26 protein-coding genes and 1 pseudogene are annotated in these 22166 nt (G+C 65.5%); 12 read left to right on the forward strand and 15 right to left on the reverse strand.

The genetic code is table 11. The features are described from left to right. The first annotated feature begins 139 nt into the window (after positions 1–139). The gene (gene fasR, locus NOF53_RS19970; protein ID WP_255971909.1) at positions 140–811 is read left to right on the forward strand and encodes an HTH-type transcriptional activator FasR; all 672 of its coding nucleotides are present in this window, start codon (positions 140–142) and stop codon (positions 809–811) included. A 58-nt stretch (positions 812–869) separates the two neighbouring features. On the opposite strand, the gene NOF53_RS19975 is transcribed toward fasR, so the two are convergent. Together NOF53_RS19975 and NOF53_RS19980 are read right to left on the reverse strand one after the other, a co-directional pair. Then, entirely contained in the window at positions 870–1100 is a 231-nt protein-coding gene (locus NOF53_RS19975; protein ID WP_109331225.1) for a DUF3107 domain-containing protein, read from the reverse strand. A 122-nt stretch (positions 1101–1222) separates the two neighbouring features. Beyond that, positions 1223–1903 carry a ferritin-like fold-containing protein gene (locus NOF53_RS19980; RefSeq protein ID WP_255971911.1) on the reverse strand — a complete coding sequence of 227 codons (681 nt, stop codon included), beginning with the start codon at positions 1901–1903 and terminating at the stop codon, positions 1223–1225. Positions 1904–2226: 323 nt separating this feature from the next. On the opposite strand from NOF53_RS19980, the gene NOF53_RS19985 reads away from it, so the two are divergent. Together NOF53_RS19985 and NOF53_RS19990 are read left to right on the forward strand one after the other, a co-directional pair. Further along, positions 2227–3816: a DEAD/DEAH box helicase gene (locus tag NOF53_RS19985; protein ID WP_255971913.1), complete on the forward strand. Its 1590-nt coding sequence runs from the start codon at positions 2227–2229 to the stop codon at positions 3814–3816. A gap of 9 nt (positions 3817–3825) precedes the next feature. Continuing rightward, entirely contained in the window at positions 3826–5040 is a 1215-nt protein-coding gene (locus NOF53_RS19990; protein WP_255971915.1) for an Rv3212 family protein, read from the forward strand. Here the strand turns inward: NOF53_RS19990 and NOF53_RS19995 are convergent. Both NOF53_RS19995 and NOF53_RS20000 read right to left on the reverse strand, forming a co-directional pair. Beyond that, positions 5032–5418, reverse strand: coding sequence for a VOC family protein (locus NOF53_RS19995; protein WP_308213849.1), 387 nt, complete (start codon positions 5416–5418; stop codon positions 5032–5034). The genes NOF53_RS19990 and NOF53_RS19995 overlap by 9 nt on opposite strands. A gap of 92 nt (positions 5419–5510) precedes the next feature. Further along, positions 5511–6097, reverse strand: a pseudogene (locus NOF53_RS20000) (GlxA family transcriptional regulator); the annotation flags it as partial. Between the two features lie 76 nt (positions 6098–6173). Here NOF53_RS20000 and NOF53_RS20005 point away from each other — a divergent pair. Next, positions 6174–7004 carry an SDR family oxidoreductase gene (locus NOF53_RS20005; RefSeq protein WP_255971919.1) on the forward strand — a complete coding sequence of 277 codons (831 nt, stop codon included), beginning with the start codon at positions 6174–6176 and terminating at the stop codon, positions 7002–7004. On the opposite strand, the gene NOF53_RS20010 is transcribed toward NOF53_RS20005, so the two are convergent. Further along, on the reverse strand, positions 6976–7773 hold the full coding sequence (locus NOF53_RS20010) for a ParA family protein (protein ID WP_255971921.1): 798 nt from the start codon (positions 7771–7773) through the stop codon (positions 6976–6978). The genes NOF53_RS20005 and NOF53_RS20010 overlap by 29 nt on opposite strands. Before the next feature lie 69 nt (positions 7774–7842). On the opposite strand from NOF53_RS20010, the gene NOF53_RS20015 reads away from it, so the two are divergent. After that, positions 7843–8457 (forward strand): acid phosphatase, encoded by a 615-nt coding sequence (locus NOF53_RS20015; protein ID WP_255971923.1) that lies wholly within the window; start codon positions 7843–7845, stop codon positions 8455–8457. Beyond that, positions 8454–8933: a GNAT family N-acetyltransferase gene (locus tag NOF53_RS20020; protein ID WP_255971925.1), complete on the forward strand. Its 480-nt coding sequence runs from the start codon at positions 8454–8456 to the stop codon at positions 8931–8933. Before NOF53_RS20015 ends, NOF53_RS20020 begins: the two co-directional genes overlap by 4 nt. A gap of 4 nt (positions 8934–8937) precedes the next feature. Here the strand turns inward: NOF53_RS20020 and NOF53_RS20025 are convergent, their stop codons facing one another. Further along, the gene (locus NOF53_RS20025) at positions 8938–9351 is read right to left on the reverse strand and encodes a hypothetical protein (RefSeq protein WP_255971928.1); all 414 of its coding nucleotides are present in this window, start codon (positions 9349–9351) and stop codon (positions 8938–8940) included. Between the two features lie 75 nt (positions 9352–9426). On the opposite strand from NOF53_RS20025, the gene NOF53_RS20030 reads away from it, so the two are divergent. Further along, positions 9427–10380, forward strand: a complete 954-nt coding sequence (locus tag NOF53_RS20030) for a diacylglycerol/lipid kinase family protein (protein WP_255971930.1) — start codon at positions 9427–9429, stop codon at positions 10378–10380. A gap of 239 nt (positions 10381–10619) precedes the next feature. Next, positions 10620–10874: a WhiB family transcriptional regulator gene (locus NOF53_RS20035; RefSeq protein WP_127914467.1), complete on the forward strand. Its 255-nt coding sequence runs from the start codon at positions 10620–10622 to the stop codon at positions 10872–10874. Positions 10875–10948: 74 nt separating this feature from the next. Here the strand turns inward: NOF53_RS20035 and NOF53_RS20040 are convergent, their stop codons facing one another. After that, the gene (locus NOF53_RS20040; protein WP_255971936.1) at positions 10949–12448 is read right to left on the reverse strand and encodes a sensor histidine kinase; all 1500 of its coding nucleotides are present in this window, start codon (positions 12446–12448) and stop codon (positions 10949–10951) included. A 23-nt stretch (positions 12449–12471) separates the two neighbouring features. Beyond that, on the reverse strand, positions 12472–12687 hold the full coding sequence (locus tag NOF53_RS20045) for a biotin/lipoyl-binding carrier protein (protein WP_255971937.1): 216 nt from the start codon (positions 12685–12687) through the stop codon (positions 12472–12474). A gap of 92 nt (positions 12688–12779) precedes the next feature. Between NOF53_RS20045 and NOF53_RS27975 the strand changes: the two genes are divergently transcribed. Continuing rightward, positions 12780–12854 (forward strand): 50S ribosomal protein bL37, encoded by a 75-nt coding sequence (locus tag NOF53_RS27975; protein ID WP_022597109.1) that lies wholly within the window; start codon positions 12780–12782, stop codon positions 12852–12854. Between the two features lie 72 nt (positions 12855–12926). Here the strand turns inward: NOF53_RS27975 and rsrA are convergent, their stop codons facing one another. Beyond that, positions 12927–13208 carry a mycothiol system anti-sigma-R factor gene (rsrA, locus tag NOF53_RS20050; RefSeq protein ID WP_255971938.1) on the reverse strand — a complete coding sequence of 94 codons (282 nt, stop codon included), beginning with the start codon at positions 13206–13208 and terminating at the stop codon, positions 12927–12929. After that, a complete protein-coding gene (locus NOF53_RS20055; protein WP_255972038.1) occupies positions 13205–13939 on the reverse strand; it encodes a sigma-70 family RNA polymerase sigma factor in 735 nt (244 codons plus the stop codon). The genes rsrA and NOF53_RS20055 overlap by 4 nt, the downstream gene beginning before the upstream one ends. A 123-nt stretch (positions 13940–14062) precedes the next feature. Between NOF53_RS20055 and ybaK the strand changes: the two genes are divergently transcribed. After that, positions 14063–14557 carry a Cys-tRNA(Pro) deacylase gene (gene ybaK / locus NOF53_RS20060; protein WP_255971939.1) on the forward strand — a complete coding sequence of 165 codons (495 nt, stop codon included), beginning with the start codon at positions 14063–14065 and terminating at the stop codon, positions 14555–14557. Here the strand turns inward: ybaK and NOF53_RS20065 are convergent. Further along, on the reverse strand, positions 14544–15293 hold the full coding sequence (locus NOF53_RS20065) for an SOS response-associated peptidase (protein WP_255971941.1): 750 nt from the start codon (positions 15291–15293) through the stop codon (positions 14544–14546). The genes ybaK and NOF53_RS20065 overlap by 14 nt on opposite strands. Positions 15294–15393: 100 nt before the next feature. On the opposite strand from NOF53_RS20065, the gene aroA reads away from it, so the two are divergent. Further along, positions 15394–16710 (forward strand): 3-phosphoshikimate 1-carboxyvinyltransferase, encoded by a 1317-nt coding sequence (aroA, locus tag NOF53_RS20070; protein ID WP_255971943.1) that lies wholly within the window; start codon positions 15394–15396, stop codon positions 16708–16710. Next, complete coding sequence (gene rsgA, locus NOF53_RS20075; RefSeq protein WP_305087104.1) at positions 16707–17696, forward strand: ribosome small subunit-dependent GTPase A; 990 nt, start codon at positions 16707–16709, stop codon at positions 17694–17696. Before aroA ends, rsgA begins: the two co-directional genes overlap by 4 nt. A gap of 34 nt (positions 17697–17730) precedes the next feature. Here the strand turns inward: rsgA and NOF53_RS20080 are convergent, their stop codons facing one another. The 4 genes from NOF53_RS20080 to NOF53_RS20095 all read right to left on the reverse strand — a co-directional run bounded on the left by NOF53_RS20080 (position 17731) and on the right by NOF53_RS20095 (position 22139). Further along, positions 17731–18969 (reverse strand): fatty acid desaturase family protein, encoded by a 1239-nt coding sequence (locus NOF53_RS20080; protein ID WP_255971947.1) that lies wholly within the window; start codon positions 18967–18969, stop codon positions 17731–17733. Positions 18970–19081: 112 nt separating this feature from the next. Continuing rightward, positions 19082–20338, reverse strand: a complete 1257-nt coding sequence (locus NOF53_RS20085) for a fatty acid desaturase family protein (RefSeq protein ID WP_255971949.1) — start codon at positions 20336–20338, stop codon at positions 19082–19084. A gap of 64 nt (positions 20339–20402) precedes the next feature. Continuing rightward, positions 20403–21518, reverse strand: coding sequence for a ferredoxin reductase (locus NOF53_RS20090; protein WP_255971951.1), 1116 nt, complete (start codon positions 21516–21518; stop codon positions 20403–20405). A 108-nt stretch (positions 21519–21626) separates the two neighbouring features. Beyond that, a complete protein-coding gene (locus NOF53_RS20095) occupies positions 21627–22139 on the reverse strand; it encodes a DUF6912 family protein (protein ID WP_255971953.1) in 513 nt (170 codons plus the stop codon). Between the last annotated feature and the right edge of the window lie 27 nt (positions 22140–22166).

Consider the following 22166-nt stretch of genomic DNA (forward strand, 5'->3'; position numbering starts at 1 on the left):
TTCGCCCAGTTACCGGTCAGGCAATAAAGGAGTCGAGCATCGACCTGTGAGTCCACCATGAACGGATTCCTACGCGCGGGTATCGTTCACACAGTTACACAGAATGTGACGCGGAATACTTGTGCAGATTGGAAGCGCTATGACTGAACTCGCAGATCGGACGAACTCCGATCGCGATGCCACCCCCGGAAAGGGTAACGGGCCGCGACGCAGCACGCGTCTTCCCCGCGACGCCCGGCGACTGCAGCTACTCGCCGCAGCCAGCGAGGTCTTCGTCACGCGCGGGTACCACGCTGCCGGAATGGACGAGATCGCCGAGTGCGCCGGTGTGAGCAAGCCCGTCCTCTACCAGCACTTTCCCGGCAAGCTCGAGTTGTATGTCGCCGTTCTGCAGAGCTATGTCGACAGCCTGATCTCGGGTGTCCGTCAGGCACTGCGATCCACCACGGACAACAAGCAGCGCGTCCGCGCGGCCGTTCAGGCGTTCTTCGACTTCGTCGACAACGATTCGCAGGGCTTCCGGCTGGTTTTCGAGTCGGACCTCATGGGTGAACCACAGGTCCAGAGCCGCGTCGAGCAGGCGACGGAGGCGTGCGTGGACGCCGTCTTCGACCTCGTCAGTCACGACTCCGGTCTCGATCCGTACCGAGCTCGCATTCTTGCCGTCGGCTTGGTCGGCGCAAGTCAATTCACCGCTCGGTACTGGCTCGAGGCGGCGCGCCCGATCCCCAAGGAAGAGGCGGTCGACACCACAGTCACCCTGGCGTGGGGTGGTCTGTCCCGTGTGCCGCTGCATCCCGAGCAACGCTAGAACTTCCAGAGACGGGAAGGGCCCGCAGCCGAATCGGCTGCGGGCCCTTCTCGTACCGTCAGGCAGTGGGAGCGAACCCGACCTTGCGGATATCCGACGGACCGATCTCCACGTATGCGATCTTCGCCGCCTGGATGAGGAACTTGCGCCCCTTGTCGTCCTGCAGAGACAAGATCCCGTCGCCGCCGCCGAGGGCGCCCGAGACCAATGTCTCGACCTCGTCCGGGGTCTGCTCGCTGCTGACGATGAGCTCACGTGGGCTGTCGATTACACCGATCTTGACCTCCACGGTCAACCTCCGAACTCTCCGAGAAACATCAGCTGTCCTGGCCAGGCTAATGCAGTCGGCCCCGCCGGGGCGCGCAGGTGCGCTGTGCCCTGAGCGAACAGGGCCGCGCACCCATGCCGTCGTCACACGAGACCGAGCACCGCCATGCGCTCGGCGTGCATCTTCTGCATGCGGTCGAACAAGGCGACCACACCATTGAGGTCTCCCGATGCGGAGATCACGAGATCGGTCAGCGCTTCGCGCTGTGCCAGTACGAACTGCGCCTGCGTGATCGCTTCACCGAGCAGACGCCGGCCCCAGAGCATGAGACGGTCCTTGTCCCGGTTGCTGGCGGCGATCGCCCGTTGCACCTCGTGTACGACGAATTCGGAGTGGCCCGTCTGCGACAGCACCTCTTCGACCGTACCGGCCGCCTCAGCTGGCAGGGAATGGCCGATTTCACGGTAGAAGTCGGCGGCGATCCCGTCACCGACGTACGCCTTGACGAGCGCCTCGAGCCAGGTGGAGGGCGTCGTCGAGGCGTGGTAGTTGTCCAACGCGCGCACGAACGGGTCCATCGCTTCGTAGATGTCGAACCCACGTGCGGTCAACGCCTGTTCGAGCATTTCGAAGTGACCCATCTCGGCGGCTGCCATGCTGGCGAGCGCCACTTTACCCTCGAGGGTCCGCGCCATCTGCGCGTCCTCGGACAGCCGGTAGAAGGCGGAGATCTCACCGTATGCGAGGACCGCGAAGAGTTCACTGACGCCGGGATGATCAGCGGGAATGGTCGAGTTCGACGAGGCAGGCGTGTTGGGCTCCATGGCGCCACAGCCTAGTGCGTCGGGGAGTGACATTCCCCATGAGCGACCGACGTGCGGGTGTAGTCCGGCTACAATGATGGTGGATAACTGCTCGCCGCCACGTTCGTCACCATCGAACGACGGTCCGGCAATGATCGCGTTCACGACGTGGTCAGTGGTTCTCCACCGATAATGTGCGCGCACCTGATCGACGGTTCCAGCCGCGCCTCGCCGAAATTCTTCGATTTCCGCGCTGAGGCAGAGGCAGGATCACTCGGAAGAGGACCTCGACAAGCGTCGACTGGGAAATCGGGCCGAACAGCGGCCTGGCCCTTACCTCGTGCGTGCGTGCAGCTACGAGGAAGGCTAGTCCCCTGAGCAAGATCACTGTCGACCATGAAGACGACGCGACCGAGACCACGCTGTCCGCGCAACTCGACTCCACTCACGTCGCTCCCACCTTTGCCGAACTCGGTGTTCGTGACGAAATCGTCCGGGCTCTCGACGAAAAGGGCATCGAGCGTACATTCGCCATCCAGGAACTCACGCTGCCGCTCGCCCTCGCAGGCGATGACCTGATCGGTCAGGCCCGCACGGGCATGGGCAAGACGTTCGGTTTCGGTGTCCCGCTTCTCCACCGCATCTCCAGCGGAACCACCGGAACGGCCAAGCTCGACGGCACCCCCCGGGCATTGGTCATCGTTCCCACCCGCGAGCTGTGCATCCAGGTCACCAAGGACCTCGAGAATGCGGCGAAGTACCTGAAGGGCGAAAAGGACAAGCTCGAAGTCCTCGCCATCTACGGGGGCCGCCCCTACGAAACCCAGATCGCGACGCTCCAGAAGGGCGCCGACGTGGTCGTGGGAACTCCCGGTCGTCTCCTCGACCTGGCCAAGCAGGGCCATCTGATTCTGGGCAAGGTCGAGGTATTGGTGCTGGACGAGGCAGACGAGATGCTTGATCTCGGCTTCCTGCCCGACATCGAGCGCATCCTCGGCATGGTTCCGGACAAGCGCCAGACGATGCTGTTCTCGGCCACCATGCCGGGTCCGATCATCACCCTGGCCCGCACGTTCCTCACCCAGCCCACGCACATCCGTGCGGAGGAGGCCGAGTCCTCCGCGATCCACGAGCGCACCAGCCAGCACATCTACCGCTCGCACGCCCTCGACAAGGCGGAGATGGTGGCCCGCGTGCTCCAGGCGGACGGCCGGGGCGCGACGATGATCTTCACGCGCACCAAGCGCACCGCGCAGAAGGTAGCGGACGACCTCGCGGAGCGTGGCTTCGCCGTCGGCTCCGTGCACGGCGACCTCGGTCAGATCGCCCGTGAGAAGGCACTCAAGGCGTTCCGCTCGGGCAAGATCGACGTCCTCGTCGCCACCGATGTCGCGGCCCGCGGTATCGACATCGACGACGTCACCCACGTGATCAACTACCAGTGTCCCGAGGACGAGAAGACCTACGTTCACCGCATCGGCCGTACCGGCCGCGCGGGACGCACCGGCATCGCGGTCACCCTGGTGGACTGGGACGACATTCCCCGGTGGCAGCTCATCGACAAGGCACTGGGCCTCGACATCCCCGATCCTGTCGAGACCTACTCCAGTTCACCCCACTTCTACGAGGAGCTGTCCATCCCGGCGGAGGCCTCCGGTTCTGTGAAGGCTCCGGCAGCGAAGGTCGACAAGCCCGCACCTGCCGAAGAGGACGAGAGCACCGAGCGGGCGCCCCGCGCGACTCGCACCCGTACTCGTCGTCGCACTCGCGGTGGACATCCTGCCGACAGCGTGGGCCCCAAGTCGGTCGCGCCCGAGACGACGGCCCCGGAATCCGCTGCGTCGGGCGACACCGAGGGTGACGGTGCGTCCAAGCCGCGACGTCGCCGCCGCCGCAGGACCACCAAGGTCGGCGCCACGACGAACGCGGAGTAAATCACTACCGTGCTCGCACCTGAGCGGCGCTCGCGCGCCGATCTCGCCGTCGCCGCCGGTTTAGCAGTGGTCGTTGCGGTCGCGCTGACCGTGGTGTGGTTCCGCAGCGACGCCCGGGGTACCACCTCCGTTACTGCGGCCGAGCCGCCCGCTCCCCTCATCACGGCACTGAGTGTGCCGGAGACACTGAGTCCGCTGTGGGAATCGGCAAGCTCTGTCACCACCTCACCCCTCGTCGTCGCCGGTGCTGTGGTGACCGCGGACGGTGGTGACGTCGTCGGACGTGACCGTACGTCCGGTGGCGAGCTGTGGCGATACTCTCGTGATCAGGGACTCTGCGGCGTGACCGCCGCCTGGGACAAGGTCGTGGCTGTGTACCGCGACGATAGAGGGTGTTCTCAGGTGGCGGAGCTCGACGGCGGCACCGGCGCGCGCGCGGCACAGCGTTCCAGTGACGCCGACCCCGACGTGACGCTGTCGGCGGACGGAACGTACGTTGCCGCGCGCGGCAACAGTCGCCTCGAACTGTGGCGCTCCGACCTGGTACGCACCGTCGAATACGGTCGTGTGGACGCACCCGTCAACCCTGGGAAACAGCCTCGTAGTGGATGCACGTTGCTCGACGTCGGTTCCAGCAGTAGCCGGCTCGCAGTCCTCGAGCGCTGCCCCGGCGAGGAGGGCGATCGACTGACCGTGATGAACCCGTCACCGAAGGACAACCAGGAGCCGGAAGAGTATGGGTCCAGCGTCTTGGCCGGCCTGGAGGCCGGGGTCGAGGGTGCTCGGGTTCTCGGCGTTTCGGGCGAGACCATCTGCGTGTATCTGCCCGGCGGGGAGTCGACCGGTCCGCGGATCGGTTTGTTCGACGGTACCGGTAACGCCGTCTCGGAATATCCTCTGACCACGGCGGTCGGTCCCGACTCTGTCACGGCGGCGAGTAGTTCCGTCATCACGTGGTGGACCGGTTCCGACGTCGTGACACTGGGCGCCACCGATCTCGCGCCGCGGTGGAGTTTCCCCGGTGCGCTCGGCCCCGGGTCCGTCATGGCCGGCAGTCTGCTCGTTCCGGTCGACGCCGGGATCGCCGTCCTCGATCTGTCGACTGGCGCGCGGCTGCGGACCATTCCGGTGGAACGCGAACCGGGTACGGCACCGATCACCACTGCCGTGGCGGGCAACCTCGTCATCGAGCAGCGTGAGAACCGAATTACCGTCTTACGTTGACGGCGTAGAAGATTCAGCGATCACCACGAGGTAGCCGTCGAGGTCACGCAACCAGATCTCCCGGTGTCCCGCGTTGGGGTTGACGTGGACGTCGGTGACGACATCCACGTCCGAGGTTCGCACGCGTGCAAGCGCACCGTCGAAGTCGCCGGCCTCGAACCAGATCGCCACGCCGTTGCCCCTCGGCCGCGCAGGGTCGCACAAGGCGCCGTGATGGTGGCCGATGTCCATCCGGTGCAACTGCAGGATCAGAACTCCGTCGACGAGAAGTTGCTCGTACTCGCATCCCCCGTGGCCGCTCACCGCCCCGAGGACGTTGCAGTACCAGTCGGCGGCTCGTTCGATGTCGTCGACGGAGACGAGCGGTTGCGCCCGCATCCCCGTGTTCGTGCTCTGTAACGTCATGCCTGCGACGGTAACGTCGCCGACTCCCCCGGGCTTGGACGAACGAGCACACGCCGAGGATTTTCTCAGCGGAAGGTGGCCCGGTAGGCAGTCCGAGACACACCGAGTGCGCGGCGTAGATGCTGCCGCAGGGAGGTGGCGGTGCCGAAACCTGATGCGCCCGCGACCCCGTCGACCGGCAGGTCCGTGTTCTCGAGCAATTCCCGTGCACCGTTGATTCGTTGTTCGACGAGCCACCGGGTCGGGGACATGCCTGTTTCCGCACGAAATTTCCGCGTGAACGTGCGCACGCTCATCGACTCCTGCGCCGCGAGCTCGCGCAGGGACAGCGGCTGGTCGAGCCTAGACAACGCCCAGGCCCGGGCGGCCGCCGTCGAGGTAGTGCCGGTCTCCGGAACCGGTTCGGCGATGAACTGGGCCTGCCCCCGCTCCGGTGCGGCGGCACCACCGTTCCCCGCGCCACCTCGTTCGCTACCGCCGCGCCGTGATCACACCGAATCATATGGAGGCACAGATCGATTCCCGACGCCACTCCCGCCGCGGTGAGAACGTCACCGTCGTGGGTGTAGAGGACGCCGGGGTCGAGATCGACGTCGGGGTACAGCCGCCGGAACGCGTCGGCCGATTTCCAGTGTGTGGTTGCGCGCCTATCCCACTACAGTGACGCGCCGCACGCTCCGAGCAGAACTCCCACCCACACCCCAGATGTAACGTGTTCTAATTTCCCCATGGGTACCTATGTGATCACGGGCGCGGCGTCGGGTATCGGCGCCGCCACCAGAGCGCGACTCGCCTCGGCCGGCCACACCGTCATCGGTGTGGATATCGCGAACAGCGATGTGGTCGCCGACCTGTCGACACCGGAAGGCCGGTCGGCGGCCGTAGCGGCAGTGACCGAGATGAGCGGCGGGGTCGTGCACGGCCTCGTCTGCTGCGCAGGACTCGGGCCCCTCTCCCACACTCCGGGAGGGAAGCTCGTGGCCGTCAACTACTTCGGCGCAGTGGACCTCGCCACCGGATTGCGTCCTGCCCTCGAACGGGCCGACGGTGGGTCGGTGGTCGTGATCTCGTCGAGCAGTACCACCACCCAGCCTGGCATCCCGGAACACCTTGTAGCCGCATGCCTCGACGGCGACGAGGCGACAGCCCTACACCTCGGGGACGAGGCCACCGCCATTCCTGCATACCCGGCGTCCAAGTTGGCACTCGCCTGGTGGATCCGGCGTGAAGCCGTCCGCGCCGAATGGATCGGCCGGAAGATCCGCCTCAACGCCGTCGCACCCGGCATGATCGACACACCGATGACGAACGCGCCCGACCTCGACCCCGAACTGGCGAAGGCCCTGGACTTCTATCCCGTACCACTGGGGCGCCGCGGCCGGCCCGAGGAGATCGCAGCCGTACTCGAGTTCCTGGTGGGCCCGGGCTCCACACTTCTCTGCGGCAGCATCATTTTTGCCGACGGAGGCACGGACGCTCAACTACGACAACAGGATTGGCCTGCAGCCTGGAACCCCACCCCGGAGGACCTTACTCGGCACTTCCAGCCGAAAACGTGATCAGCTCGGACCCGGCCCAGTGCTTCGCCAAGTTATCGGCCAGGTCCCTGTACGCCTGCGCGCCCTTGTTCTTGCGTCCCGCCAGAACGGTGGCACCGGAGGCCGTCGCCTCGGCGAACCGGACGGTTCGCGGAATTGGCGGCGACAGGACCGGCAGGTCGTATCTGTCGGACACATCGGACAGTACGTCGCGGCTGTGCGTCGTGCGGGCGTCATACAGCGTGGGCAGTGCACCGAGCAGCACCAGGTCGGGGTTGGTGATCTGCTGCACCTCACCGACCGTCCGCAGCAGCTGACCCACACCGCGATGGGCAAGCGTTTCACACTGCAGCGGCACCAGCACCGATTGTGAGGCGGTGAGCCCGTTGAGTGTGAGTACACCGAGTGACGGCGGGCAGTCGATGATGACGGTGTCGTACTCGTCCAGAAGCGGCGCCAGAGCGCGTTTGAGTGCGAACTCCCGGCCCGGCCGCATCAGGAGCAACGCCTCCGCGCCCGCAAGGTCGATCGTGGCAGGAAGCAGGTCGACCCCGTCCTCGGTAGGGATCACGGCGTCCTTCGCAACCAGGTCGCCGGTCAACACCTCGTGGACCGAGGCATCGAGGCGGTCCGGATTGTGGCCCAGGGAGAACGTCAAACATCCCTGGGGGTCGAGATCGACCACCAGGACCTTGTGGCCCAGCGCAACGAGCGCCGCACCCAGAGAAGCGACGGTGGTGGTCTTGGCGACCCCACCCTTCTGATTTGCCACTGCAAGAACCGTTGTCACGGCTCGATCCTGTCCTACTTCGCCCCCCGAGGCGAGCCTTACACGCGATTCGACTGACATGATGGATGAATGCCACCGAGTGATTCGCCGTCAGGACGTCGGATCGTCCTTCTCCGACACGGCGAGACAGAATGGGCGCGGGCGGGTAAACACACAGGTCGCACGGATATTTCACTCACCGACGTGGGCGAAGAGCAGGCCCGGAAGCTGGGTCCCGCGGTGGACGCCCTGGGACTGCGTGATCCGCTCGTGATAGTCAGCCCCCGCCGACGTGCCCAAGAGACCGCCCAGCTCGCAGGATTGAAGATTCACCGCACGTGGGACGCGCTCACCGAGTGGGACTACGGCGCCTACGAGGGGCTGACGACGCCGGACATACGCCAGAAGGTGCCCGACTGGACGGTGTGGACCCATCCCTGTCCACGCGGCGAACAGGCAGAGCAGATTCATGCCCGATGCGACCTCGTACTGTCAGTTGCCCATTCGCAACTCACCGACCGCGACGTGATCCTCGTCGGGCACGGCCACTTCTCCCGCGCCCTCATCGCCCGGTGGGCGGAACTACCGGTGAGCGAGGGCCGCCGATTCGCGCTGTCGCCGGGCGCCTACTCGATCCTGGGTTTCGAGCACGGCGCACAACAACTGGTCACCCATAATGTGACAACCGAGGAAGGTTCCCGATGATCAGACGCGCACGAGCCGAGGACGTCTCCGCGATCACGGCCATGATCTACGAGCTCGCCGAACACCAGAAGGCTCGCGATGCGTGCACCGTCACGGCCGAGCAGATGCAGGACGCCCTCTTCGGACCGCAGCCGTCCACCTTTGCGCACGTCGCCGAGAGCGACGACGGCCAGGTGGTCGGCATCGCGGTCTGGTTCCGCAACTTCTCCACCTGGGACGGCACCCACGGTATCTACCTCGAGGACCTGTTCGTCAGCCCCAGCGAACGCGGCGCCGGGCACGGCAAAGCGCTGCTCGCCACCCTCGCCAAGGAATGCATCGACAATGGCTACACGCGTCTGTCGTGGTCGGTCGTCAACTGGAACACGCCGTCGATCAAGTTCTACGAGTCGCTCGACGCTCACCCACAGGACGAGTGGACCACCTACCGGCTCACCGGAGACCCGCTGGGCAAGCTGGCGTCCGAGGTGAGTTGAGCTGTCACTCGTCCTGGCCGTATTCGGCGGCCATCCACTTCGACGTGGGGCTACTGAACAGGCAGCCGAGTGCAGCGATCACCACGACACCGAGCAGGACGCCGAACCCGGGCTGGTGCGAATCGGTGAGCAATGACCACGCCACCGGGAGCAGGAGCAACTGCGCGACGATCGCGATGGCACGGCCCCACCGCCTCCCGAAGAGTAACGCCACACCCGCGGCGAGCACAGCGCCACCGAGAATGGCGAACCACGCCGCGGTGCCGTAGCCGCTGCTCACGCTCTGGTCGTGGCCGAGCAACCCACGCACCACCAACACGACGGCCACACCTACGGCGATGGCACCTTCGAGCGACACCAGTGCTCCCGCCGAGCGGACCGTGGCGGGCGTGGACTGGCTGAGAGGCGGCTTCGGCACGCGGCCAGCCTAGAACACCGAGGTGCCGGCGGGCTCGGGATGGTGACGCACCACGCCCCGCTAGTCTTGGTGCCTGTGCGCGCACTGCTGATCGTCAATCCGAATGCCACGTCGACGACCCCGGCCGGGCGCGACCTCCTCGCCCATGCTCTCTCGAGCAGGGTGCGGTTGACTGTGGCGCACACGACGCATCGCGGCCACGCCGCCGAACTGGCGCAGCAGGCCTGTGTGGACGGTATGGGGCTGATCATCGTTCACGGCGGCGACGGCACCGTGAACGAGGTCGTGAACGGCCTCCTGGGCACGCCCGCGCCCGGGTCGACACGGGCCGAGCCGGTTGGACCGGTTCCGCCGATCGCCGTGGTACCCGGTGGTTCGGCCAACGTATTCGCCCGGTCCCTCGGCATCGCGCCCGACCCGGTCGATGCCACCAACCAACTCATCGACCTGCTCGCGCGCGGGGAGTTGCGCAGGATCGGCCTGGCCCATTGCGACAACCGCTGGTTCACGTTCAATGCGGGTCTCGGGTGGGACGCCGCGGTGTGTGAGGCCGTGGACGCCCACCGCAAGAACGGACGTCCGGCCACACCCGCCCAGTACGTGCGGGCGGCCGTCCGGGTCTTCTTCCGATCGAAGAACGCCGAGCCGACGCTCACGGTGCACGTTCCCGAGCAGGAACGGGTCGAGGGCGTCCATTACGCGTTCGTGTCGAATGCCAGTCCGTGGACGTACCTGAACAAGCGGGAAGTCCACACCAATCCGGACACGAGTTACGACACCGGGCTCGGCGTCTTTGCGATGACCTCTACCTCGGTCGTCACCACACTCCGAGTTGCCCGCCAGTTGCTGACCCCGGGTGCCAGTCCGCGGGCGAAGAGGCTCATCAGGGTCGACGACGTGCCGTCGGTACGGATCTCGGCGTCCCGGCCGATCGGATTACAGATGGACGGCGACTACATAGGCCTGTGCAACGACGTGGAGTTCGTGTCGATGCCGGACGCCCTGGACGTGGTCGCACCCAAATCCTGAGCAAACCTCGAGAATCGCGCTTCCCACCTCGCGGGCCGTGCCTGCGTGGGGTAGAAAGGACGGCGCGCCACATAGGGCGACCTTAGTAAGTGAGTTCCCCCACGGTGCGACGGATTTCTATTGACATCCCGTCAGTTCGTGAAAGCATTCACAAGCAACAGTGCGGAAACATTCTCTACGCACAGATGAACTCACCAAGACAAAACGGTGCGCTACGCACCCAGTTAAGGAGCAGAAGGATGGACTGGCGCCACAAGGCAATCTGTCGCGACGAAGACCCCGAGTTGTTCTTTCCCGTAGGCAACAGCGGTCCGGCTCTCGCCCAGATCGCCGATGCCAAGGTTGTCTGCAACCGCTGCCCGGTAACCGCCGAATGCCTGTCGTGGGCACTCGAGTCGGGCCAGGACGCCGGCGTCTGGGGCGGCATGAGCGAAGACGAGCGACGCGCACTCAAGCGCCGTAACGCTCGCACGCGGGCCCGCACGGCCGTATAAGAGTACTTCGGAGGAAGACGGGCCCGGCACCACATGGTGCCGGGCCTCTTGCTTTGTCCACCTTTGATCGCCTTCTAGTACCGAGGTCCGCGGCGGCCGAGCGGGACCCGCAGCACCGCATCCGTTCCGCCGTCCGTTCCGGGGTGCAGGCCGAGGGAACCGTTCAATTCTGCGGCCACGAGCGTCCGGACGATCTGCAGGCCCAGGCGATCGGAGCGCTCGAGGCTGAAACCGGGCGGCAGACCCTTCCCGTCATCGTGGATCACCACGTCGAGCCAGCGTGCGGACCTCTCGGCGCGCATGGTCACAGTCCCGGCTGCGCCGGGCTCATAGGCATGCTCGATGGCATTCTGCACGAGCTCGGTCAGGACCATCACGAGCGGTGTCGCTCGTTCCGCGGAGAACACCCCCAGACTTCCTTCACGCCGGACCTTGATGGGTGTGCTCACGGTTGCCACGTCGGACAGGATCGGCACCAGCCTGTCGACGACGTCGTCGAGGTTCACTTCCTCGTCCACGGACATCGAGAGAGTGTCGTGCACGAGCGCGATCGAGGTGACCCGGCGCACAGATTCGGTCAGGGCCTGGCGTGCTTCCTCGTTGTTGGTGCGCCGTGCCTGCAACCGGAGCAGGGCGGCGACGGTCTGCAGATTGTTCTTGACCCGGTGGTGAATTTCGCGGATCGTCGCGTCCTTGCTGAGCAGGGCTCGATCTCGCCTCTTGACTTCCGTGACGTCTCGCACGACGACGGCAGCCCCGACGCGTCGACCGCCGGGCTTGAGGACGAGCGCACGCAGCAGAACCGTCGCTCCCCTCGCTTCGATCTCCATCCGTCTACCGGGGATATCTGCCAGCGTGTCGCGAATGTAGCCTGCGACCTCCTGCGACTCGAACGGGTCGGTGACCAGTGACCGCGTGGTGGCCGCCAGGTTGCGCCCCACCAGATCAGAGCTCAGACCCATGCGGTGATAGGCGGACAAGGCATTAGGGCTTGCGTAGACGACGCGGCCCTCGGTGTCCAGGCGGATGAAGCCGTCACCGGCGCGGGGACTGGAGTTCGTGTCCGACCGCGACTCCCGGATGGGAAAAGTGCCGTCGCTGATCATGTGGCACAAGTCTTCGGCGCAGTCGAGATAGGCCACTTCGAGCGGGCTCTGTGCGCGCTGATGCGACAGGTTCGTGTCCCGGCTGAGCACTGCGATCACCTCGCCGCCCCAGCGCACCGGGACGGCCTCCCCGCGCGGCGGCAGGCCCGCGTGCGTACCACCGTTCGTCGGCCCCACCACCCGTTCCTCGATGAGGGCCTGCAGTACCTGGGGGTGTTGGGACTCCGACACCACCGTTCCGACAACGTCCTCGGGATAGGCGGTCGACGCGGTGGTGGGCCGGCAGTGGGCCACGCAGATCACCGTGCCTGTTCGCTCCGGGGCCGCAGAGTTCTTCACCCACAACAGCACGTCGGCGAACGACAGGTCGGCCAGGAGCTGCCACTCCCCGACCACTCTCTGAAGGTGATCGACGGCGGATCCCGGCAGATCGGTGTGCTCGGCGAGCAGATCACTCAGGGTGGACATCGGGTGGCGGCGCTGGTATCAGTTCAGGAGATGACGGCGATGAGATCGCCCTGCTGGATCACGTCGCCGACCTTCACATCCACGGAGGTGACGGTGCCGGGCTCCTCGGCGATGACGGGAATCTCCATCTTCATGGACTCGAGGATGACGAGGGTGTCGCCTTCCTTTACTTCGTCACCCGCAGCGACCACAACCTGATACACCGTCGACACCATTTCGGCGCGCACGTCTTCTGCCATCGTGATCCTTACTCCCGGGGTCGAGAAAGCCCTGTTGCACAGACACCCAACCACACGTGGAACACTGTAGTGAAAAGAAGGGAGATCTACTCATGGGTAAGCGTGGTCGCAAGAAGCGCAGTCGCAAGGGCAATGCCGCCAACCACGGCAAGCGTCCCAACGCCTGACGTGCCGTAGAACGCACATCAGGGGCCGGAAAGCAGCAACGCTTTCCGGCCCCTGATTGCTTTCCTGACGCCCTAAGTTTCGCGTTCGGTTTCGGTTATCAGGATGGTCCGGCGCAACTCGATGGAGAGCCTCTGACGCAGGCCTTCTGGTGCGTGCTCGCCCCCGCATTTGCGGCTCACCAAGCTCTTGACCTTCTCCTCGATCCCGTAGGCCTCGAGGCACGAGCCACACTCGTCGAGGTGCCGCTGGAGCCGCGCACGCGACGCGGCATCACATTCGCGATCCAGCATCAGCCAGACGTCGGCGATCACCGCGGAGCAGTCGAGCTGCTCGAATTCGTCCTGCTCGCTCACCGGGAAACCTCCTGCTCCGCACTTACGGCTGCCTCGGCCGGCAGCTCTCCGTCACCACGGTTGAAGCCACGTTCACGTGCGACGTCGCCGAGCAGGCCGCGCAGCTGCTTGCGTCCGCGGTGCAGTCGCGACATCACGGTCCCGATCGGGGTGCCCATGATCTCGGCGATCTCCTTGTACGGAAACCCCTCGACATCGGCGTAGTAGACGGCCATCCGGAACTCCTCCGGTAGCGCCTGCAGAGCTTCCTTGATGTCGTCGTCGGGAAGGGCATCGAGCGCTTCCACCTCGGCGGACCGCAGACCCGTGGACGAATGCTCTGCCGTCGCGGCCAGCTGCCAGTCGGTGATCTCGTCGGTGGGATACTGCGCGGGTTGCCGCTGCTTCTTCCGGTACGAGTTGATGTACGTGTTGGTGAGAATCCGGTACAGCCAAGCCTTGAGGTTGGTGCCCTCGCGGAACGAACGGAACGCGGTGTATGCCTTCACGTACGTTTCCTGCACCAGGTCTTCGGCGTCCGCCGGGTTTCGCGTCATCCGCAGCGCGGCACCGTACAACTGATCCAGAAGTGGAAGTGCGTCCCTTTCGAAACGCGCGATCAACTCGTCCTGGGGCTCGGGTTGGTCTGCCGTCGGACGGTCATGTTCGTGCACGCTGATCCCTTCGGTCGCCGTGGGCGTCAAGGTTACCGCCAACTGCAGACGCGACGTGGGCTCCGCTACCGTGGCCATCACGAGTAGGACCACTCCCTTCACTGGACGCTTGCTTCTGGATGTACCAACACGGCTGCCCCCGACTGTGTTCCCGGGACCGCACCCTGAGGTTCCCGGGACGAGATGGCACAGTGTCCATCCATGGCCGGAACTGCCACTCCCGCGACGACCCTGCTCGCAAGACAGCGCGTCGACCACCGGATACACAGCTATGCGCACGACGCGCGGGCCGATTCGTACGGCTCCGAGGCCGTCGACGCGTTAGCCGGAAGGGTGGGGGTCACAGCCCACCAGATCTTCAAGACGCTCGTGATCAAACTCGACACCGGCAAACTCGCCGTCGCCGTACTGCCGGTACCGGAGATGCTGTCGCTGAAGACTGCCGCCGCGGCACTCGGGGCAAGCAAAGCCGTGATGGCCGATCGCGGTGAGGCAGAACGGTCCACCGGCTACGTCTTCGGGGGCATCTCACCGCTCGGGCAGCGGAAATCGCTTCCCACCGTGATCGATGCTTCCGCGATGGGCTGGGACCGGGTGCTGTGCAGTGCGGGCCGCCGCGGTGTGGAGATCGAACTCGCGCCTGCTGATCTGGTGCGGCTCAGCGGAGCCGTGGTCGCTGCCGTCACAGCAGGCTGAGCTGCTCCCCTGCCTGCGCTTCGCCGAGCGTGCCCGGATCCTGCTCGAGGAGTTCGGGTCCGTTGTTCTCGACCCTGTTCACTCGGGTCGAGACACGCCGTATCGCAATATCGGCGATGGCCTCGGGCGATACCGTAAGCAGGTCGGCCGACGCCGGACGCCGAGGATCGAGCCAGGCGTCCCACCGATCCCGCGGCAGCACGAGGGGCATCCGATCGTGTACCTCGGTCAGCTGGGCAACCGAGTCGACCGTGACGATGGCGCAACTCAGGACCGGCGAAGGGTTGTGCACCGCCGGGGCGTTCCACACGGACCACAGCCCGGCCATGTACAGACGGGACCCGTCCTCCGGCGACAGGTAGTACGGAATCTTCTTCGTTCGACCGGGCGCGCGCCCCTGACCGCTCATCGTCTCGTTCTGCCACTCGTACCAGCCGTCCATCGGCACCAGGCACCGAGTGTGGGTGAACGCGTTGCGGAACGCCGGTTTGTCGACCGAGTCGGCGCGGGCGTTGAAGAGCACCGGGCCGCCGACTTCCCTCGACCACGACGGGACGAGCCCCCACCGCATCCGCCGGACACGTCGTTCGTCGTGCCTGTCGACGACGGTGAGCACCTGGGTGGTCGGGGCGACGTTGAAGTCGGATCGACTTGCTACCTCCCCCACCTCGTCGATCGCGTCGAGTTCGGTAGCCAGCGTCGCCGGATCCGCAGTAGTCGCATACCTGCCGCACATGCGACAAGAGTGGCACGGACCACCGACACGGGGCTGCGCCGCGCATCGGCACGCCCGACACGCCGCCCACCCCTGCACCTCACGCCTCGCGTAAGCGAAGATGGAGACCGTGAGCCTGAGCCTGTGGAAAGCCCCCCGTGCCGAAGCGCCCGTCGTCGCGACGGTCGTCCTCCCCGGATCGAAATCCATCACCAACCGTGCACTGATCCTCGCCGCGCTCGCGGAAGGCCCCTCCACTCTGACCGGTGCGCTCCGCAGTCGCGACACCGACCTGATGATTGACGCCCTCCGCACTCTCGGAACCACCATCGAGGCGCAGGGCGACGCTACGACGCTCAGGGTGACACCGGGCCCCCTCCGCGGAGGATCGGTGGAATGCGGTCTGGCGGGCACGGTCATGCGCTTCCTGCCGCCGGTGGCGGCGCTCGCGTCGGGCACGGTCCGTTTCGACGGGGATGAGCAAGCCCGCACGCGCCCCTTGGGCACCATTCTCGACGCGCTGCGCGGCCTGGGTGCGGACATCGACGGGGACGCATTGCCGTTCACGGTCGAAGGCCGCGGCTCGTTGCGAGGAGGACGCGTCACGATCGACGCGTCCGGCTCCTCACAATTCGTCTCCGGCCTGCTGCTGTCCGCGGCGGCGTTCGACGAAGGTGTCACGGTGCACCACGACGGCAAAACCGTTCCATCGATGCCCCACATCGAGATGACCGTCGAGATGCTGCGCGAGGCCGGTGTCGCGGTGTCCACGCCGGCGACGGGCGGCGTCGCCGACACCTGGCGCGTGAGCCCCGGGGTGGTCCGCGCAGTCGACTGGGCTATCGAGCCGGACCTGTCGAACGCCACGGCGTTCCTCGCGGCCGCTGCCGTCACCGGTGGCGAGGTGACGGTGCCACGGTGGCCGGGCCGCACCACCCAGCCGGGTGATGCGATACGCGAGATCCTCCTCGCCATGGGTGCGCAGGTCCGACTCGACGGCGACGAGTTGTCGGTCCGCGGCCCGGGCACACTCACCGGCATCGACATCGACCTGCACGACGTGGGCGAACTCACCCCCACCGTGGCAGCACTGGCTGCCCTCGCCGCAGGTCCGTCCCATTTGCGGGGAATCGCGCATCTGCGCGGCCACGAAACCGATCGACTGGCCGCACTCTCCACCGAAATCAATGCGCTCGGCGGGAACGTCACCGAAACGGAGGACGGTCTCACCATCGTTCCCGCCGCACTGCACGGCGGGACCTGGCACTCCTACGCCGATCATCGGATGGCGACCGCAGGCGCCATCATCGGCCTGGTCGTCGACGGCATCTCGGTCGAGGACGTGGGCACCACCGCCAAGACCCTGCCCGGCTTCGAAAATCTGTGGGCCGCAATGCTGACCGCAGGTGCGGGCACCGGGCGGAAGGCGAGCTTCTGAGCCGCCGCGAGTACGACGAGTCCGATGTGCGGGTGCGTCCGGGCAGAGGGACACGGCCACGGACCAAGACACGGCCGGAGCACCTCAGCGCGGAGTCGGCGATGGTGGTGTCCGTCGACCGGGGACGTTGGGGCTGCGTCCTGGGCGGCGATCCGGACCGCCTGATCGTCACCATGCGGGCCAGGGAACTGGGCCGCACCCCCATCGTGGTCGGGGATCAGGTCAGCGTCGTCGGCGATCTCTCCGGCAAACCCGACACTCTCGCCAGGATCGTGCGGGTGGCCGAACGCACCACCGTCCTGCGCCGCACCGCCGACGACACCGATCCGTACGAGCGGATCGTCGTCGCCAACGCCCAGCAGTTGCTGATCGTGGTCGCGCTTGCCGATCCCCCGCCGCGGACCGGTTTCGTGGAACGCGCCCTCGTCGCCGCCTATGTGGGCGGGTTGAACCCCATCATCTGCCTCACCAAGAGCGACCTCGAGCCGCCGGAGGAATTCGCCAGCGCGTTCGCCGATCTCGACGTTCCCGTAGTGGTCGCCGGACGAGATGATCCAGTCGAGGACGTCATGACCATGCTGAGCGGAAAGCTCACCGCGCTGATCGGTCATTCCGGTGTGGGCAAGTCCACCCTGGTCAACCGGCTGGTTCCGGACGCCGACCGGGCAGTGGGTGTTGTCTCCGGAGTCGGAAAGGGCCGCCACACGTCGACGCAATCCGTCGCGCTGTCACTACCGACGAGTGGATGGGTGATCGACACCCCCGGGATCCGATCGTTCGGGCTTGCCCACATCTCCCCCGAAAACGTGGTGGCCGCCTTTTCCGACCTGGCCGCGGCAATCGAAGACTGCCCGCGTGGGTGCACCCATCTCGGCCCGCCCGCCGATCCGGAATGCGCGCTCGACCAGCTTCAGGGAAAAGCGGCTCGACGCGTCGACGCGGTCCGCCACCTCCTCACCGCGATCGCTTCCAACGAAGCCTGGTGACGAAGGGACGAACCGCGCCCGGTGAGAACTTCTTCTAACGCGACAACAGTGCACGCAGTCCGCGACGCCCGCGCGAGCGCTGGATCGCACTCCGGAGCCCCTGACGGCGACCGGTCACGGGATCAATTGTGGCCGTGGTCTTTCCACCGAACTTGCGCTCGGAGGCGGTCTCCGGCGCGTCGTCCGCCGTGGCCTTGAGGTACTTGTTCGGCAGCGACAACTTGGCGATGGTGCGCCACGACTTCGCGTACTGCACGAGGAACGGCCCCGTCGTGTACGGCAGGTCGTACTTGTCGCACAGCTCACGCACGCGGACGGCGATCTCGGAGTAGCGGTTGCTCGGCAGATCGGGGAACAGATGGTGCTCGATCTGGTAGCTGAGGTTGCCGGACATGAAGTCCATGACCTTGCCGCCCTCGATGTTCGCGCTACCGAGCATCTGCCGCAGGTACCACTCGGCCGGCGTCTCCTTGTCGATGTCCGCCTTGGTGAACTTCTCGGCGCCGTCCGGGAAGTGCCCGCAGAAGATGATCGCGTTGGTCCAGACGTTGCGGATCATGTTGGCGCTCACGTTGGCCGTGAGCGTGCTCTTCCACGCAGGCCCGGTGACCGCTGGATGCACGACGTAGTCCTTGAGGATCTGCTTGCCGACCTTCTCGCCGACCTCGCGGAGCTTGCGCTCGGTCTCTTCCTTCGGCACGCGCCCCTTGGCAACCTTGCCGAGCTCGAGATGCTGGGCCGCAATGCCGTACTCGAAGAACAGTGCGAGCAAGGTGTTGTACAGAAGATTGCCGGTGTTGAACGGCTTCCACCGCTGGTCACGGGTGACGCGCAGCAGTCCGTACCCTACGTCGTCGTCCATACCCAGGACGTTGGTGTACTTGTGGTGGATGTAGTTATGGGTCTGCTTCCAATGGGCGGACGGTCCCGTGACGTCCCACTCCCACGAGGTGGAGTGGATCTCGGGGTCGTTCATCCAGTCCCACTGGCCGTGCATCACGTTGTGGCCGAGTTCCATGTTCTCGATGATCTTCGAGAGGGCGAGCATGGCGGTGCCCGCCAACCATGCCGGACGACGCTTGCTCGCGAAGAGAACGGCTCGGCCACCGATTTCGAGCGAACGCTGCAGCCGGATGGTGTTGCGCACGTAGCGTGCGTCACGCTCGCCGCGGGATTCTTCGATATCGCGTCGGATCGCATCCAGCTCGCGTCCGAGCGCCTCGATGTCCGCTTCAGTGAGATGTGCGTATTCCTTGACGTCTGCAATCGCCATGGGGAACCTCCTCCTGGCTGGGTCGACAGTTCACACCCGATAGGCGCTGACATGACCTACCGTACCGTAAGTTACGACACCGTAGGTTACCTGAGCGTAGGTGTGAGGCAAATCACCGTCGACGGCGAGGAATCTTGGCCTCCGCGCGGGCGCGGAGTGCCGACAGCAGACCTCGACGCTGCCCGGTGACCGGGTCCGTGCGAAGTGTCTCCACCATCGCAGCACCCGCGTCGCGGGCATCTCGGAACTTGCGTTCCGAGGAAGTCTCCGGAGCGTCGTCCGCCGTCGCCTTCAGGAGCCGGTCGGGTAGCGCCAGTTTGTGAATGGTGCGCAACGCGAGAAGGTACTGCTTGGCCAGCGACCCCGTCGTGTAGGGCAGGTCGTACTTCTCACACAGCGCCCGCACCTTCACCGCGATCTCGGGGTAACGGTTACTGGGAAGATCCGGGAACAAATGATGTTCGATCTGGTAGCTCAAGTTCCCGCTCATGAAACCCATGACCTTGCCGGAGTTGAAATTGGCGCTGCCGAGCATCTGCCGCAGATACCACTCGTGGCGAGTTTCGTTCTCGTACTCCTGCACCGTGAATTTCTCCGCACCGTCCGGGAAGTGACCACAGAAGATCACCACGTACGCCCACAGGTTGCGGACCAGATTGGCGGTGGCGTTCGCCGACAACGTGGACTTCCACGCAGGTCCTGCGAGCACCGGGAAGAGAAGGAAATCCTTGCCGACCTGACGGAAGATCTTCCGGCCGAAATCCTTGTTGGCTTGGGAGTTGAGTTGCCCCTTCGCCGTACCCTCGAGCTCGGCCGCAAACGTGAGGTCGTGCAGGGCGATACCCCACTCGAAGGTAGCGGCCAAGATGACATTCGCGATCGGCTGCAGCAGATTGATCGGCCGCCACTCCTCGTCGCGGGTCATCCTGAGGATGCCGAACCCCACATCGGAGTCCATTCCCACAATGTTGGTGAACGTGTGGTGGGAGTAGTTGTGGGCGCGCTTCCAATGCTCCGACGGACCCGTCTGATCCCACTCCCACGACATCGAGTGGATCTCCGGATCGTTCATCCAGTCCCACTGGCCGTGCATCACGTTGTGGCCGAGTTCCATGTTCTCGATGATTTTCGAGAGGGACAGCATGGCGGTGCCGGCGACCCAGGCCGGGCGGTACTTGCTGCCGAACAACGCCAGCCGGCCACCGAGCTCCAGCAACCGCTGGGCCCGGATCGCTCGGCGAATGTAGCGGGCGTCGCGGACGCCTCGCGAATCCTCCACATCGAGCCGGATCGCATCGAGCTCCCGCCCGAGTGATTCGACGTCCGCTTCGGTGAGATGTGAGAATTCCTTGATGTCGGTGATTGCCACCGTGCTCCTCCGTCTGGTCAGAGACTCCGAGAATAGCCGAGGCAGATGAACAGCACGCCGACGCTTACGCGTCGAGGGTGCAGTCACCCGCCGCGGACGAGATGCACGTCTGGACTCGGTCACCTTCCGCGTGCTGCTTACCGGACCTCAGATCGATGACATGCCCCGACAGAATCGGCACGACGCACGTCTGGCAGATACCCATCCGGCAGCCGAAGGGCATGAGCGCCCCGGCCTTTTCACCGGCCTCGAGCAGTGTGGTGGCGCCGTCGATCGAGATCGTCTTGTCCGCCTTGGCGAACGTCACGGTGCCGCCTTCCCCCGAGGTGTCCGCCCGCGAGACCGCGAATCGTTCGAGGTGCAAACGATTCTCGATGTCCTCGTCCCGCCACAGCGTCTCGATCTCGTCCAGCATCGGCAGCGGCCCGCAGGCCCACGTCTGCCGCTCCCGCCAGTCCGGACACACCTCGTCGAGGGAAGACAGTGCGAACTTGCCTTCGCTGCGCGTGAGCTGAATCTTGCACCGGAAGTCGTCGTGCTCGTCGTGCAGCCGGGTCAGCTCCTCCGCGAACATCACGTCGGCGTCGGTGGGCGCCGAGTGGACGTGGAAGACGTCGGGAAGCTGGCCGCGCCGGTTCATCGTCCGCAACATAGCCATCACCGGAGTGATCCCACTGCCCGCGGTGAGGAACAGGATGCGCTCCGGCGGGGGGTCGGGCAGGGCGAAGTTGCCCGTAGGCGTCGCAAGCCGCACGATCGTCCCGGACGGCACACCGTTGACCAGGTGACTGGACAGGAAACCCTCGGGCATCGCCTTGACCGCGATGGAGATGAGCTTGTCGTCCCAGTTGGGCGGGGAGGTGAGTGAGTACGAACGCCAGTGCCATCGACCGTCCACATGAAGTCCGATGCCGATGTACTGACCGGGTTCGTAGTTGAAATCGAATCCCCAGCCTGGCTTGATGACAATGGTGGCGGAATCTGCCGTCTCGGCGCGAACCTCGACGATCTGTCCGCGCAGCTCCCTCGCCGACCACAGCGGATTGGCCAGATGTAGGTAATCGTCCGGGAGCAACGGCGTCGTGAGCCGTGCGGCCGCGCCACGCAACCAATTGAGCTTGGACCGCTTGGCGGGCACCACCGCTGCTGCGGGCGCCTCGATCCAATCCTTCAGACCCATCAAACCTCCACCTGTCTCGTCGTGACCTACGCTACCGTAGGTTACTGACTTACGGTACCGTAGGTTACCTGAAGGTAAGGATAAGGTCCCGCCGAGACGATCCTGAGGTCAGAGCAATTCCAGGAGAAAGGAAATCTCCTGGGTGGCGTACCACGCGAGTACATGATCCTCGGCGTCCCCGAGAACGAACTCTGCATCCGGGTCGCCGAGATCAGCCTCGTCGATCGCCGCGACGGCCCGCTCGATGTCCGGTTCGGCCTCCGCCAGATCGACGTGGACCGACGCCACCTGGGCAAGAGTCACCGGCCCGGGCAGCCGCACCACGGCATCGTCGAGATCGGGTCGCGGTGTGACATCGTCCACGTCTGCCGCAACCACCACCCGCCGAAAACGGACACCGTCGTCGCCGCCCTCCGCCAAACGCCCCGCGATCAGCCGGAGCGAGGCACGCGCGGCCTCACCCATCGCCACTTCCGCCAACTCCTCCTCGTCACCCGACGAGTACGCCTCGCGCAGAGTGGCGGTGACGGCGAACGCCGTCCGGCTCATCGGGTGGAACTCGGACTCGGTCACCAGCTCCTGCAGGATCTCGATGGTCGCGGGAACGTACACCCTCGTCATGCGTCACCCGTCATTCGCACCGCGGAC

Origin of the sequence: Rhodococcus tibetensis (genome assembly GCF_024438035.1) — a bacterium.
Taxonomy (GTDB): domain Bacteria; phylum Actinomycetota; class Actinomycetes; order Mycobacteriales; family Mycobacteriaceae; genus Rhodococcus_F; species Rhodococcus_F tibetensis.

Coding starts and splice junctions, on each gene's coding strand:
- fasR (WP_255971909.1), top strand. CDS start 140: ATGACTGAACTCGCAGATCGGACGAACTCCGATCGCGATGCCACCCCC.
- NOF53_RS19980 (WP_255971911.1), bottom strand. CDS start 1,903: ATGGAGCCCAACACGCCTGCCTCGTCGAACTCGACCATTCCCGCTGAT.
- NOF53_RS19995 (WP_308213849.1), bottom strand. CDS start 5,418: ATGCGGGCGCAACCGCTCGTCTCCGTCGACGACATCGAACGAGCCGCC.
- NOF53_RS20005 (WP_255971919.1), top strand. CDS start 6,174: ATGGGTACCTATGTGATCACGGGCGCGGCGTCGGGTATCGGCGCCGCC.
- NOF53_RS20015 (WP_255971923.1), top strand. CDS start 7,843: ATGCCACCGAGTGATTCGCCGTCAGGACGTCGGATCGTCCTTCTCCGA.
- NOF53_RS20020 (WP_255971925.1), top strand. CDS start 8,454: ATGATCAGACGCGCACGAGCCGAGGACGTCTCCGCGATCACGGCCATG.
- NOF53_RS20035 (WP_127914467.1), top strand. CDS start 10,620: ATGGACTGGCGCCACAAGGCAATCTGTCGCGACGAAGACCCCGAGTTG.
- NOF53_RS20040 (WP_255971936.1), bottom strand. CDS start 12,448: ATGTCCACCCTGAGTGATCTGCTCGCCGAGCACACCGATCTGCCGGGA.
- NOF53_RS20045 (WP_255971937.1), bottom strand. CDS start 12,687: ATGGCAGAAGACGTGCGCGCCGAAATGGTGTCGACGGTGTATCAGGTT.
- NOF53_RS20055 (WP_255972038.1), bottom strand. CDS start 13,939: ATGGCCACGGTAGCGGAGCCCACGTCGCGTCTGCAGTTGGCGGTAACC.
- ybaK (WP_255971939.1), top strand. CDS start 14,063: ATGGCCGGAACTGCCACTCCCGCGACGACCCTGCTCGCAAGACAGCGC.
- NOF53_RS20065 (WP_255971941.1), bottom strand. CDS start 15,293: ATGTGCGGCAGGTATGCGACTACTGCGGATCCGGCGACGCTGGCTACC.
- aroA (WP_255971943.1), top strand. CDS start 15,394: ATGGAGACCGTGAGCCTGAGCCTGTGGAAAGCCCCCCGTGCCGAAGCG.
- NOF53_RS20080 (WP_255971947.1), bottom strand. CDS start 18,969: ATGGCGATTGCAGACGTCAAGGAATACGCACATCTCACTGAAGCGGAC.
- NOF53_RS20090 (WP_255971951.1), bottom strand. CDS start 21,518: ATGGGTCTGAAGGATTGGATCGAGGCGCCCGCAGCAGCGGTGGTGCCC.
- NOF53_RS20095 (WP_255971953.1), bottom strand. CDS start 22,139: ATGACGAGGGTGTACGTTCCCGCGACCATCGAGATCCTGCAGGAGCTG.